The organism is Paenibacillus terrisolis, from assembly GCF_056171975.1.
On sequence record NZ_JBKFGG010000006.1, the window covers coordinates 182,383 to 194,813 of the forward strand.

At 51.5% G+C, this 12,431-nt stretch carries 14 protein-coding genes; 12 read left to right on the top strand and 2 right to left on the bottom strand.

The window, feature by feature from the left end:
- Position 1: 1 nt before the first annotated feature.
- The 3 genes from ACI48K_RS08475 (at position 2) to ACI48K_RS08485 (ending at position 2,569) form a co-directional block, all read left to right on the top strand.
- Positions 2-805 carry an ABC transporter permease subunit gene (locus tag ACI48K_RS08475; RefSeq protein ID WP_475027147.1) on the top strand — a complete coding sequence of 268 codons (804 nt, stop codon included), beginning with the start codon at positions 2-4 and terminating at the stop codon, positions 803-805.
- A gap of 38 nt (positions 806-843) precedes the next feature.
- On the top strand, positions 844-1,638 hold the full coding sequence (locus ACI48K_RS08480; protein ID WP_475027148.1) for an ABC transporter permease subunit: 795 nt from the start codon (positions 844-846) through the stop codon (positions 1,636-1,638).
- 130 nt (positions 1,639-1,768) lie between these two features.
- Complete coding sequence (locus ACI48K_RS08485; RefSeq protein ID WP_475027149.1) at positions 1,769-2,569, top strand: TIM barrel protein; 801 nt, start codon at positions 1,769-1,771, stop codon at positions 2,567-2,569.
- Here ACI48K_RS08485 and ACI48K_RS08490 read toward each other — a convergent pair.
- Positions 2,561-3,301: a M50 family metallopeptidase gene (locus ACI48K_RS08490; RefSeq protein WP_475027150.1), complete on the bottom strand. Its 741-nt coding sequence runs from the start codon at positions 3,299-3,301 to the stop codon at positions 2,561-2,563. The genes ACI48K_RS08485 and ACI48K_RS08490 overlap by 9 nt on opposite strands.
- Before the next feature lie 187 nt (positions 3,302-3,488).
- Here ACI48K_RS08490 and ACI48K_RS08495 point away from each other — a divergent pair, with 187 nt between their 5' ends.
- Together ACI48K_RS08495 and ACI48K_RS08500 are read left to right on the top strand one after the other, a co-directional pair.
- The gene (locus ACI48K_RS08495) at positions 3,489-4,418 is read left to right on the top strand and encodes a Gfo/Idh/MocA family protein (protein WP_475027151.1); all 930 of its coding nucleotides are present in this window, start codon (positions 3,489-3,491) and stop codon (positions 4,416-4,418) included.
- Between the two features lie 50 nt (positions 4,419-4,468).
- Positions 4,469-5,398 (top strand): hypothetical protein, encoded by a 930-nt coding sequence (locus ACI48K_RS08500; protein WP_475027152.1) that lies wholly within the window; start codon positions 4,469-4,471, stop codon positions 5,396-5,398.
- Positions 5,399-5,530: 132 nt separating this feature from the next.
- Here ACI48K_RS08500 and ACI48K_RS08505 read toward each other — a convergent pair whose 3' ends face one another.
- Positions 5,531-6,769 carry a multidrug effflux MFS transporter gene (locus ACI48K_RS08505; RefSeq protein ID WP_475027153.1) on the bottom strand — a complete coding sequence of 413 codons (1,239 nt, stop codon included), beginning with the start codon at positions 6,767-6,769 and terminating at the stop codon, positions 5,531-5,533.
- 202 nt (positions 6,770-6,971) lie between these two features.
- Here ACI48K_RS08505 and ACI48K_RS08510 point away from each other — a divergent pair, with 202 nt between their 5' ends.
- The 7 genes from ACI48K_RS08510 to ACI48K_RS08540 all read left to right on the top strand — a co-directional run bounded on the left by ACI48K_RS08510 (position 6,972) and on the right by ACI48K_RS08540 (position 12,392).
- Entirely contained in the window at positions 6,972-8,675 is a 1,704-nt protein-coding gene (locus ACI48K_RS08510; RefSeq protein ID WP_475027154.1) for a glycoside hydrolase family 13 protein, read from the top strand.
- A gap of 79 nt (positions 8,676-8,754) precedes the next feature.
- Positions 8,755-9,684: a DUF7916 family protein gene (locus tag ACI48K_RS08515; RefSeq protein ID WP_475027155.1), complete on the top strand. Its 930-nt coding sequence runs from the start codon at positions 8,755-8,757 to the stop codon at positions 9,682-9,684.
- A 5-nt stretch (positions 9,685-9,689) separates the two neighbouring features.
- Positions 9,690-10,196: a metallophosphoesterase family protein gene (locus tag ACI48K_RS08520; protein ID WP_475027156.1), complete on the top strand. Its 507-nt coding sequence runs from the start codon at positions 9,690-9,692 to the stop codon at positions 10,194-10,196.
- A 243-nt stretch (positions 10,197-10,439) separates the two neighbouring features.
- Positions 10,440-10,784, top strand: coding sequence for an antibiotic biosynthesis monooxygenase family protein (locus tag ACI48K_RS08525; protein ID WP_475027157.1), 345 nt, complete (start codon positions 10,440-10,442; stop codon positions 10,782-10,784).
- Positions 10,762-11,235, top strand: coding sequence for a DinB family protein (locus ACI48K_RS08530; protein WP_475027158.1), 474 nt, complete (start codon positions 10,762-10,764; stop codon positions 11,233-11,235). Before ACI48K_RS08525 ends, ACI48K_RS08530 begins: the two co-directional genes overlap by 23 nt.
- Before the next feature lie 12 nt (positions 11,236-11,247).
- Entirely contained in the window at positions 11,248-11,751 is a 504-nt protein-coding gene (locus tag ACI48K_RS08535; protein WP_475027160.1) for an N-acetyltransferase family protein, read from the top strand.
- A gap of 32 nt (positions 11,752-11,783) precedes the next feature.
- Positions 11,784-12,392 (top strand): TVP38/TMEM64 family protein, encoded by a 609-nt coding sequence (locus ACI48K_RS08540; protein WP_475027161.1) that lies wholly within the window; start codon positions 11,784-11,786, stop codon positions 12,390-12,392.
- Positions 12,393-12,431: the final 39 nt, after the last annotated feature.

A 12,431-nucleotide genomic window follows, 5' to 3' on the forward strand; every position in this document is an offset into this window, starting at 1 on the left:
CATGAATATGTATGTGCATGAGCTAAAGTCTTTACGAAAATCCGCCCTGATTTGGACGCTTGTTATGATTGCGCTGGCGGCTTTATTCCTATCCATTTATCCCGGCATGGCAAGTGACATGGCCGATTTCAAAGAACTGCTCGGTGCGTATCCGCCGGCCGTAAGGGCGATGCTGGGCATTGATCTGGATCTGATCACCAGCGTGCTTGGATTTTATTCGATGGTATTCTCCTTTATCGTGCTTTGCGGCGCGATACAGGCCATGAATCTTGGGGTTTCCATTCTGTCCAAAGAATCGCGGGAGAGAACGGCCGATTTCTTGCTCGTCAAACCCGTTTCGCGGGCATCGATCGTGAGCGCGAAACTGCTGGCCGCGTTCACTGTGATTTTACTTACGAACGCCGTTTTTTATGTCGTGACGCTGTTGATTGCAAGCAGCGTAAAATCGGGGGATTTTAATGTCAAACTGTTTTTCATGATCAACCTGACGATTCTTTTTATCCAGCTGATTTTCGCGGCGATTGGGGTGGCAGTGTCGGTATTTTTCAAGAAGCTAAAGAATGTGCTGCCGATTTCGCTTGGCATTGTCATCGGACTATATATGATTGGAGCGCTGATCGCCACCGGCGATGACAAGGAAGCGGTCCGGCTGATTTCGCCTTTTCAATATTTCAACAACACGTACATCATTCAAAACGCCGGCTACGAATCGACTTATCTTGCGGCGGGCGCCGTGATTGTCGTGGTTGGGGTTGCGTTGAGCTACTTCGTGTACAGAAGAAAGGATATCCACGCCGTCAGTTGACTGAATGCGGTGTTTATGAGAGGTAAGGAGGGCTTACGATGAATATTTTTCAAAGAGAGCTGAAGGCGAACCGCAAGGCCTTGATCATCTGGAGCGTATGCATGTTCTTGCTGGTCGTGAGCGGCATGAGCAAATATACGGCGTATTCCGCCGGCGGGGCCAGCAACGAAATTTTTGACAAAATGCCGCATTCCATGAAGGCGCTGCTTGGAATCGGATCGTTTGACGTTACGCAAATGGCCGGCTTCTTCGCTTTTCTGTTTTTGTATATCGAACTGACAGTCGCCATCCACGCCGTTCTTTTGGGAAGCGGGATCATCGCCAAAGAAGAACGCGACAAAACGACCGAGTTTTTGATGGTAAAACCGGTGTCGCGGACAACCGTCGTCACTTCCAAGCTGCTGGCGGCGCTGTTTAATATCGTCGTGCTAAACGTGGTGTCGCTGTTATCCTCGATCATGATGGTTTCGGCTTACAATAAGGGCAAGGACATCACAGGAGAGATCGTTTTATTTCACGTTAGCATGCTGCTGGTTCAATTGATCTTTGTGACACTAGGCGCCCTGCTGGCGGCATTCATGAGAAACCCGAAGGGTTCGGGATCGCTGGCCACGGGAATCCTGCTCGGATCGTTCGTGATCGCCAAAATTACCGATCTGTCCGATCAACTGAATTTCCTGAATTTGCTGTCTCCGTTCAAATATTTCAGTTATACTGATTTAGTTGGCGGAAACGGACTCGATCTTGTGATCGCTAGCCTTTCGATTCTGCTTATCGCCGCTTTTTCGGTATCGGTTTATTACTTTTACCGGAAACGGGAGCTGAACGTCTGATCATTCTCATTTGTATGAAGCGGAAGATTGCACATGTTCATCCAAAGGGCCGGCTATGAAGCCGGCCTTTTTTTTCGTGTGCCCGGCGGGCAGGGCGATCAGGTACAATAGGATATGAGGTGATAATGAGATGAACTATATTCGATTGAAAACGAATTTGACGAACAAGGCGATTCAAGACAGATTGAAGTACAATCCGGAAATCATCGAACTTCATTTGGAGACAGCGGATCTTGCCGATCCCAAGCGGCTGCTTGAAGTTATCAAACTGCTGAAAGATCGCGGCATTAAAGTCTTCATGCACCATCCGGCCAAAATTAACGGCAAATTCCTGGATATTTTATCTTCGGATCCTGAAGTTCAAAGCTACTACCGGCAATCTTCAAGAGTACTTGCCGATATCTGCCATAGGGAAAAAATTCGTTGTATCATCCATGCCCATTACTTGGGAACCGAAAGTTCAATGCACGTTTCCGCCGATCAAACCAAAAGGATGAAAGACAGCATCGAAGAAATTCTGACTTTCGGTCGAGATATCTTTCTCTGGGAGGATACCATTGAGGGGTTATTTTCCTACAGCAATCCTCATCTGATCGATGAACTGATCGCACCGCTGCAGCTTCCTTTGAATATCGATGTATCGCATTCCTTTATCTCACTCCGTGGCGATAACCGCAAACTGAAGCATGTTTTGGAAAGAACGGCCCCTTTCGTTCGTTATTTTCATCTTGTCGATTCGTTTGGAATGAGCCACGACTCTTTACCGCTCGGGCTAGGAGCTATTGACTGGGAGATGGTTATTCCTTATACCGTAAACCATGATTTTATTTTCGAAATCGGTCTCTCAGGAGACCATACGGATTGCAGACCTATGGTAGAAAGCGCGGATTTTTATGCTGGCCTGTTTCGGAATCTGCAAGCATCACTTTAATCTTGATATCAAACCTGTCTTCTTCTTTTTAACGGCTAGCAGGCTGGCCTTTTTTTCGGCTTTTATGTTGTGATACCGATCTTTCCCAAACAACTGCAAAGCCCACATGGCACAGACCAAAGAAATTACCAGGAACAGCAGCGCCCACGCAACGGAAGGAACCATCGTGAGCCGTGCCAGATTGCTGGCATCTCCAGCTTCACTTGGATAGATGATGGATCGCAGCAGAAGGGTGACCGGCCCCATGACCGATTCCTCAAGACATAGAAATGCGAGCAGCATATAATAATAATTCCGAATCCGGCCGCCAATGAAATAAAAGAGCAAGTTCACCCCGATAAAAACGACCAGCCACCACAGTCCGTATCCCGTCCGTACAAAAAAGAGCAGCGTCACCAAAGCAAGCGCACTGATGAAAGTTAGCCCTGCCGCTTGTTTTTGTTTGTAATATACATAAAATGCGAAAACTGCGAATAAGGAAGCGAAGATGTATCCGGCAAGAGATACGGGGATAGGTTCCCAACCCGGGGACAGAGAGGAGTAGGTCACCCCACTGAGATCGGGATGAAGCTCGATGCTCAGCACTCGCCCGAATACCAGCAAGGTCATAACGGCGTGGCCAAGCTCATGAACCATCGTATCCAGCATCCGAAACCATCCTGAGAACGGAATCAACCTCGTCAGGAAAGCGGACCCCAGCAAAAACAGCAACACCTTAAGCCATTTATTCATGTTGGAGTAATCTCCTTCGGAAAAATAATGATTTGCTTTTCATTATAGGCGAGGTTAGAGTTGCAATCAAAAAGCGAACGGATTTTCGGTGAATGGTATAATGGAGTCGTGATTCGTTCTGGACGGGTTACGGGTAAATCATTGAAATCGTTTTTCATCAAAAAACGGTAACCAAGGAGGACGCATCATGCGTGTTGGAATTATCGGGCTGGGGGATATCGCCCAAAAAGCGTATTTGCCGGTCATTACGGAGAGAGAAAATACGGAGCTTGTGTTTTGCACCCGGAATCGGGAGACGCTAAGTCGGCTTTCGGTAAAATATCGGGTTCCGGAATCGGCGGACAGCGTGGAGCAGTTGATCGAATCCGGAATCGACGCGGCCTTTATACATAGCTCGACCGAGTCCCATGCGGGGATGGCCGAGCAGCTGATTCGCAGCGGGATTGCCGTTTACGTCGATAAGCCGATTGCTTATCATTACGAGGAGTCGAAACGGCTCACGGAATTGGCCGAACAGACAGGAGTTCCGCTGATGGTCGGCTTTAACCGCCGTTTTGCGCCGATGTATGCGTCGCTTAAAGAACAGCGCGATCTGCGGATCATTACGCTGCAAAAAAACCGGGCCGGGATGCCGGATTTTGCTCGTCGCTTTGTGCTGGACGACTTCATTCATGTCGTGGATACGATTCGTTTCCTGGCTCCGGGTGAAATTACGGATTCGCGTATTTCCACCTTTGTGCAGGACGAAAAGCTGTATCATGCCATGATTCAGCTTAATGGAGAAGGGTTTACCTGCACCGGAATCATGAACCGGGATTCGGGTGCGAACGATGAAATTCTCGACGTCATGAATCCGGGCAACAAGTGGGTGGTCGAGGGGGTAAACACGACAACGCATTTTGCCGGGGGAGAGGAACGGCACCTGAAGTTCAAGGATTGGGATCCGGTGCTGTACCGCAGGGGATTTGTGCAAATTATCGACCATTTTTTGACCGGCGTAGAGCAGAAGAAGTCTCTTAGGATTTCGCCGCAGGATGCCCTGGAGAGTCACCGGCTGTGCGAAATGATCGTCAAGCAAGCGGAAGAAAACGGCGCCTTGCCTTGGGATAAAAAATGACATGAAACTAATTCCTTCCAATCGCGTTTATATTAGCAGGAGGGACGGATATGTTTGAGGATTTGAACGAACGTTTGGCGGAATTGAAGGAGCGGGGGCGCAGTCAGGAAAAGTGGGAAAACCGCCTTGCGCTTTTTAAAGAAGAGCTCCCCGGCCTGGAGCGGGCAAAAACGGAAATGGGGCGGAAGCTGGCGGCGGAGGAGAAGGACGTTCAACGGCTGATGAGCACCTCACTCTCCGGGCTGCTTCACACCCTGCTTGGCAATAAGGCGGAGAAGCTGGATCAGGAACAGAGGGAGGTACTGGCCGCCAAGGTGAAATATGAAGAAGCCGACCGAGCGGTCAGAAATACGGAAGAGCAGATCGCTCAGTTGGAGCGGAAGCTGCGGGAGTTACGCGGCTGGGAGGCTGATTATGACAGGCTGTTCCATGCCAAAGAGAAGCAAATTTTAGATGGGAACCATGAGCTCATGGCTTTGGCAGAGCGGCAAGCGGAGCTGACGGTGGAAGAAAAAGAGCTGAACGAAGCTGTTCAAGCGGGGGAATCGGCCATGGCCGATTTGAATGCCGCCGAAGAGGATTTGCGGTCCGCCAAGAGCTGGGGAACCTATGACATGCTTGGCGGCGGGATGATTTCGACCCATATCAAGCACAACCGCATCGACGAGGCGATGGAGCATATTTATGCGGCAAAAAACAGTCTGAAGCGGTTCGAGCAAGAGCTTCGCGATGTAGGCGGCAGCCTGGGAGCGGGACTTGAAATTACCGGTTTGCTGAAGTTTGCGGATTACTTTTTCGACGACTTCTTTTCCGATTTGCTGGTGCAAGGGCGAATCCGCGATTCGTTGGATCAGGTCCGAAGCAAGCAAGAGGAGGTCGGCGATCTGCTCCGCGAACTCGAGGCAGCGAAGCGGAGGGTTACGGAGGAGCGGTTGCACGCAAACCGGCAGTACGTTGAAATCATTGAACAGTATAGGTAGGTAAAAAGGAAAGATGGGCAGTTTGAGATCTGCTCAGGCACTTAAATAATGTAAGCTGGCATCCCCTATAAGTAGAATTTTCTGCTTACGGGGGATTTTTATTTGATTGAATAAAAATTTCTTGCTCAAGTCTTATGCCGCTTGTTTTTTGCCGCTTTCCCGCCGTACCAGCAGCGCATAGCAAAGCACGGCGCCGAGATCTGCGGCGGTGATCACGATCCCCATCGGCACGGCATTATGGTCGCCGCCCAAGCCGACCAGCGGGGCTACCGCGGCGCCCAGAATGTAGGGCAGAAGGCCAAGCAGGGCGGAGGCGCTGCCGGCATTGCTGCCTTGGCTCTGCATGGCAAGCGTAAACGTAGACGTACCAACGATACCTACGCAGGAGACGACAAAGAATAACGGGATCAGCACGACGGCAATGCCGCCCCCCGTCAGGATTACGCCGAGCAGGACGACGGAAGCCACAGCCGCCAGAAGCAGTCCAAATCGCAGCAGGGCAATTTCCTTAATGCGTCCGGCCAGCCGCCCGGTCGTTTGACTGGCGATGATGATGCCAACGCCGTTCATGGCGAAGATCAGGCTGTACGTCTGCTCCGAAACATGGAAAATGTTTTGCAGCACAAAGGAGGAGCCGGAAATGTAACCGAACATCGCGGCGGTCACAAGGCCCTGGGACAAACAGTAGCCGATAAACAGCCGGTCGCGGACCAAACGCCGGAAGGTGCCGAATGTTTCCTGCAGCCCTCCGGATTGTCGGCGTTCCTTAGGCAGAGTCTCAGGCAATCCGAGCAAAACGGACAGCATCATCACGACGCCTACCAGGCTAAGCACCACGAACACGCCGCGCCAGGAGACGAAGTTCAGGAGCTGCCCGCCGAAGATCGGCGCCAGAATCGGCGCGGCGCCGTTAATCAGCATCAGTAGAGAGAAAAACTTCGTGAGCTCAGAGCCCGAGTACATATCGCGCACGACGGCGCGCGAAAGCACGATGCCGGCCGAACCGGCCAGACCCTGAATGAAGCGAAGCCCAATCAGCAGCCAGACCGACGGCGCGAATACGCAAAACAGTGAGCTCAAGCCGTAAATGGCAAGCGAGACGATCAGCGGCATGCGGCGCCCGCGAACATCGCTGAGCGGTCCGACAAACAGCTGGCCAAGCGCCAGGCCAAGCAAACAAGCTGTTAAGCTCAACTGAGCCATCGACGCACTGGTGTGCATGTCGATCGAAAGCTTCGGCAGTGCGGGTAAATACATATCCAGCGACAGCGGTCCAAATGCGGACAAGCTGCCCAAGATGAGCGCAGCCTGCAGTCGGTGGGTCCGCGTAGTAGGCGCGGAGGAAGAGGTTTTTTCGGTAGCTAAACTCATATATAAGTGCATCCTTTCATGAAATTCGGAAATTGCGGCATGCGGATAAACATGATTTGTCTATTATACTACAACGATACGGCGTGCCGGGGAGAAAGAAGCAAATTCAAATGATTTTTCGCCCTGGACTTATTGCTTTTGAAAAAGGGTGGAATAGTAGTAGTTGACGGTTCAAGGATTCTAGACGAACGGGAGGCCGAAAATGAACCCGAAATGGTGGAAGGAATGCGTCGTTTATCAAATTTATCCGATCAGCTTCAAAGACTCGAACGGGGACGGAGTCGGCGACCTGCGCGGCATCATTTCCAAGCTGGATTATTTGCGGGATTTGGGCGTCGACTGCGTTTGGATATGCCCGATCTACAAGTCGCCGGGACATGACAACGGCTACGATATCAGCGATTATTTCGGTATCATGCCGGAATTCGGGACGATGGCCGATTTTGACGAACTGCTCGAAGGTTTACATTCGCGTGGCATGAAGCTGATGATGGATCTGGTCCTGAATCATACCTCCGACGAGCATCCGTGGTTTCTCGAGTCCCGCGAGTCCAAATACAATTCAAAACGCGAATTTTACATATGGCGAAAAGGCAAAAACGGCGGGCCTCCGAACAACTGGGAATCTTATTTCAGCGGCTCCGTGTGGGAGTATGATTCGCTGACGGACGAATATTACTTGCATTTATATTCCACACATCAGCCCGATTTGAATTGGGAAAATCCCGAAGTCGTTGAAGAGATGCACAAGATGGTGGAGTGGTGGCTGAAAAAAGGCGTGGATGGCTTCCGCTTCGACGCCATTGCACATATCGCCAAAGCCGAAGGGCTGCCGGATGCGGACAATCCGAACCAATCGCCGACGGTCCGCGCCTATGAAATGTTTTCCAATCTGGAGAATGTTCACACCCTGCTGCAAAATTTATACGACCAGGTGTTGTATTCCCATGACATTATGACCGTAGGCGAAACCTCCGGACTTGGGCCGGAGGAAGCGCTCGATTATGTTGGGGACGGCCGCAGAGAGCTGAATATGACCTTCCAGTTTGAGCACATGTTTATTGACTCGGCTTCGGCGGGCAGCGGGAAATGGGACACCGTCCCCTGGAATTTGCCGGATCTGAAAGAAATCATGGGCTGCTGGCAAACTGTTCTGCATAACCGCGGTTGGAACGCCAACTACCTGTGCAATCATGACCAGCCGCGGGCGGTGTCGCGATTTGGCAACGACCGGGAATATCGTCTTCCTTCCGCCAAAATGCTGGCAACCTTCATTCACATGCTGGAGGGCACCCCCTATATTTATCAGGGGGAAGAGATCGGCATGACCAACGTCGTTTTTGACTCGATTGACCTTTACCGGGACGTGGAAACTCTGAATTACTATGAAGATAGACGCCAAAACGGCATCCCGGAGGCGAAAATCATGGAGGCCGTTCATCAAAAAAGCCGGGATAACGCCAGAACGCCGATGCAGTGGGACACGAGTCGGCAAGCGGGGTTTACAACCGGGGATCCATGGCTTCAGGTGAACCACAATTATTTGGAAATCAACGTGGAACAGGCGATAAATGACCCGGATTCCATATATCACTACTACAAAAAATTGATCGCTCTGCGTAAAAATCATAAAGTCATCGTCTATGGCGAATACGCTCTTCTGCTGCCGGAGCACCCGGAAATTTACGCGTTTACAAGAACGTTTGAGGAAACTCGGCTGCTGGTGATTTTGAACTTTTTGGGGCGGGAGCCTCTGTTTGAGCTGCCTCCGGAAATCGCGGCTGACAGGTTGGAACTGTTAATCGCCAATTACCAGCCGGTTGCCGACGAAGATATTACGCAAATTAAGCTTCGTCCCTATGAAGCCAGGGTATATTTATGCCCGCCGGGCGATACTCATCGATAAAAAACATGCATACGGAGTCTATCCGGCGTGCTAGACTGGAATAAAGGGATTCTTCCATTTCAATACAGGAGGTACGGGCATGAAAAGAATTTTGGATTGCCGGGCGTCGGATTTCCGGCAAATGGGCCGCGAGGCGCTGAAGGGAGCCATTTTAGCGGCGGAGGGCCGGACGGTCCTGGCCGAAACCGTCGTCATATCGCAGCCGCTGCTCCCGGAGATCACCAATGCGGAGCTTGCCAAAGCTTTTGGCGCGGACATGATTTTGCTTAATGTATTTGATGTGTTTCATCCCGTGGTGCGCGGAATCGTACCGTTCGATGTGTTTAATCCGGTCTTGACCGCGGATACGGATGTGAACCCCATCGCGGAGATTAAACGGCTGACGGGGCTTCCGGTAGGCATTAATCTCGAGCCGGTGGATCCTGCGGCAAGCGAGGTAGAAACCTTGAATCAGCTGCCGGAAGGACGCCGGGCAACCGCTCGTTCGCTCGCCAAAGCCCGGGAGCTTGGTTGCGATTTCGTCTGTCTGACCGGCAACCCGAAAACAGGTGTCACCCATGCCGCGATTCTGCAGACGATTTCACTGGCGCAGCAGGAGTTTGGCGGGCTGATTATTGCAGGAAAAATGCACGGCGCCGGAACCAGCGGCAGCGTCATTGATCAAGATGCGGCCATCCAGTTTGCCGATGCCGGGGCCGACGTTGTACTGCTACCCGCTCCCGGAACGGTGCCCGGCGTGCGGGAGGAAGAGCTTGCCGGCATCATCGCGGAGGTGAAAGCTCGCGGAGCGCTTGCCCTGTGCGCGATCGGCACAAGCCAGGAAGGCGCCGACGAGGAGACGGTCAAATTGATCGCGCTGAGCGCCAAACGAGCCGGGGCCGATCTTTTTCACATCGGTGACGCGGGATTTGCCGGCATGGCGGTACCGGAAAACATTCAGGCGCTTTCCGTGGCGATCCGCGGCCGCAGGCATACGTATATCCGTATGGCTGCGTCGCCATTGAGATAACGCCTATGCGCATCGGAGTGTTGTCGGATACGCATATGCCCAGACGCGGAGCGGCGCTTCCGCCTATTTTGGTTCAGCATTTCAAGAGCTGCGATTATATCATCCATCTCGGGGATTGGACGTCCATGGAGGTCTATGAGCAGCTGTCCGCTTTGGCGCACGTGGAGGGAGTGGCGGGCAACAACGATCCATCCGAAATCGTTCGGCGTTTCGGCTACGGCAAAATATTGACCCTTGGCCCCGCCAGGTTCGGACTTACACATGGACATCAGCCCGCTCCGCGCAGCAGCGCCAAGGAAAACGCACTGCGGATGTTTGCCGGAAAGCCGGTCGACGCTATTCTGTTCGGCCATTCTCACGTACCGCTGAAGGAACGCTCCGGCGGAGTCCTGCTGTTCAACCCCGGCTCACCGACCGATAAACGGCGCGAACCCCGATACAGCTTCGGACTCATCGACATCGGTCCGCAAGGAATAACCGCAAAGCATATTTTTATGGACAGCAAGAAATGAAGCGGGGCAGAGCAGAGACCATGCCCAGGTTCTAATCTTGCCAATGTAGCCTGCCGGCATTGTTTCGCTGAGCGGGCTTTTTTATGCGTCCATAAGTTGACCAAGTATATTGGCAAAAGAGGCGAATGAGAACATTTCACACGGCTGCCCCTATACGTTTAATCATTTGTTCAACTTATACAGCCCGATTCATAAAGCGAAAAGTCCGTGCTATAATCAGTTGAACGGAGGGGATGAATTGCGATGATACTTGAAGTGGCTCAATTGTACGTAAAACCCGGCAAAATCAACGAGTTTGAAAGCAATTTCCGCAAGGCCTCGAAGATTATCTCCAAGATGAACGGTTATATCGAACATGAGCTGCAAAAGTGTGTGGAAGTCGAAAACAAATACATCCTGCTAGTCAAATGGGATTCGATTACCGCCCACGAGGTCGGTTTCAAAAAGTCGCCGCAGTACGAGGAATGGAAAGCGCTGCTGCATCATTTTTACGATCCTTTTCCGACGGTGGAGCATTACGTTCGAATCAAACATGACGTCGCTATCGACGTAGAGGAGGAATACAATGATGGAACATATCATCTTTAATCAAGTTGATTTCGTGCGGAGCCAAACGCTGAAAGTCGCCCGTCGTTTGCCGGAAGAAACGGCCGTTCTTATTCCGGAGGGTTTCCGCAACCATATTTTGTGGAACCTGGGGCATCTGGGACTTGTTTCGGAAAGATTTGGATTTCATTTTGCCGGCTTGCCGATGGAGTTTCCCGAATCCTACAAAACCTTGTTCATCAGCGGGTCCTCGCCTCTGGAATGGAAGGAACCCGCGCCTGGACTAGCGGAAATCATCGAGTTTCTGGAGGAGCAGCCGAAACGCTTCCGGGCCGCTTTAACCGGGCGGCTGCTTGAAAAGCTCGATGAGCCGTTCACAACTTCCGCCGGTTACCAAATGGATACGCTGGGGCAATTCTTAAATTTTTCCACGTACCATGAAGGCATGCATTTCAGCGTGATCAAGCAGTATCAAAAAATTCTCAAGGGATAGTGAACATTACATATGAACTTTGACTACACGATTGAAGATGCGGTTATTGAGGATTTGCAGGCGATTGTTGATATTTACAATGAAACAATTGCCGGAAGAATGGTTACGGCCGATTTGGAGCCGATCACCTTCGATGACAGAGTAAAATGGTTTCACGAGCATTCTCCGAATTGCCGCCCGCTCTGGGTCATGAAATCCGGCGGACGCATTGTCGCTTGGCTGAGCTTTTCGTCTTTTTACGGCAGGCCGGCTTATCATGCCACAGTGGAAGTCAGCATTTATATTTCCGGTGAATACCGGTCGCGCGGCATCGGAAGCATTCTGATGGAAAAGGCCATTGCTTCCTGTCCGGAAATCGGGGTAAGCACGCTGCTTGGTTTCGTGTTTGACCATAATGAGCCCAGCAAAGCTCTGCTGCGAAAATTCGGGTTCGAAACATGGGCCCACCTGCCGAGAGTCGCTAATTTGGACGGCGTTGAGCGGGATCTGGTTATTTTGGGAAAACGGGTATCCTAACTACTACGTTATATCGAATGGGGAAAAAATCTTTGAGCGATTGGATTGAGAGCATCACGGCCTGGTTCTTGGAGGCGACACAGCTTGGCGGCTTTTCCATCCTGCTCATCACGGTGCCGTTAGCGATATTGCAGGGATTATTTGGCGTATTTCCGTTCGCCACCTTGGTCATGCTGCACATTTCGGCGCTGGGGATTGTAAACGGGCTGCTCGCCAGCTGGATCGCCGGAACCGCAGCCGGTATTGCGGTGTATTGGCTCTGCGGGTATTTATTCGCCGATTGGTTTAACCGCAGGTGGATGAGCCGGCTAAAAAAATATGAGAAGTGGCAAAATATGCTGGACCGGTATGGCGTGTGGGCGGTTATCTTTTTGCGGACCGTGCCGATTATGCCGAATAACCTGATATCCTTCATGTCCGCGCTTTCGCGCTTGAAGACGTCATCCTACCTCTGGTCCAACTTGATAGGAAACCTGTCGAGCATATGGCTGTTCGGTATTTTAAGCGCTCCGTTGGTGTTCCCCGGGGTGGACTTGCGTCTGCTTATCGCTTCTTACGGTCTGTTTCTGCTGGTTCTCGTTGCCGCTTTCGTCCTGCGAAGACGGCATATGGCGGGGAGGAATGGCGGGATGCCGGCCTGATTCGCATGCAAATATACGCTTTTTTTGTGGAAAGCTAAT

Excerpts from the sequence above, each read along its gene's own strand:
- ACI48K_RS08475 (WP_475027147.1), top strand. The coding sequence starts at position 2 with ATGAATATGTATGTGCATGAGCTAAAGTCTTTACGAAAATCCGCCCTG.
- ACI48K_RS08480 (WP_475027148.1), top strand. The coding sequence starts at position 844 with ATGAATATTTTTCAAAGAGAGCTGAAGGCGAACCGCAAGGCCTTGATC.
- ACI48K_RS08485 (WP_475027149.1), top strand. The coding sequence starts at position 1,769 with ATGAACTATATTCGATTGAAAACGAATTTGACGAACAAGGCGATTCAA.
- ACI48K_RS08490 (WP_475027150.1), bottom strand. The coding sequence starts at position 3,301 with ATGAATAAATGGCTTAAGGTGTTGCTGTTTTTGCTGGGGTCCGCTTTC.
- ACI48K_RS08495 (WP_475027151.1), top strand. The coding sequence starts at position 3,489 with ATGCGTGTTGGAATTATCGGGCTGGGGGATATCGCCCAAAAAGCGTAT.
- ACI48K_RS08500 (WP_475027152.1), top strand. The coding sequence starts at position 4,469 with ATGTTTGAGGATTTGAACGAACGTTTGGCGGAATTGAAGGAGCGGGGG.
- ACI48K_RS08505 (WP_475027153.1), bottom strand. The coding sequence starts at position 6,769 with ATGAGTTTAGCTACCGAAAAAACCTCTTCCTCCGCGCCTACTACGCGG.
- ACI48K_RS08510 (WP_475027154.1), top strand. The coding sequence starts at position 6,972 with ATGAACCCGAAATGGTGGAAGGAATGCGTCGTTTATCAAATTTATCCG.
- ACI48K_RS08515 (WP_475027155.1), top strand. The coding sequence starts at position 8,755 with ATGAAAAGAATTTTGGATTGCCGGGCGTCGGATTTCCGGCAAATGGGC.
- ACI48K_RS08520 (WP_475027156.1), top strand. The coding sequence starts at position 9,690 with ATGCGCATCGGAGTGTTGTCGGATACGCATATGCCCAGACGCGGAGCG.
- ACI48K_RS08525 (WP_475027157.1), top strand. The coding sequence starts at position 10,440 with ATGATACTTGAAGTGGCTCAATTGTACGTAAAACCCGGCAAAATCAAC.
- ACI48K_RS08530 (WP_475027158.1), top strand. The coding sequence starts at position 10,762 with ATGATGGAACATATCATCTTTAATCAAGTTGATTTCGTGCGGAGCCAA.
- ACI48K_RS08535 (WP_475027160.1), top strand. The coding sequence starts at position 11,248 with ATGAACTTTGACTACACGATTGAAGATGCGGTTATTGAGGATTTGCAG.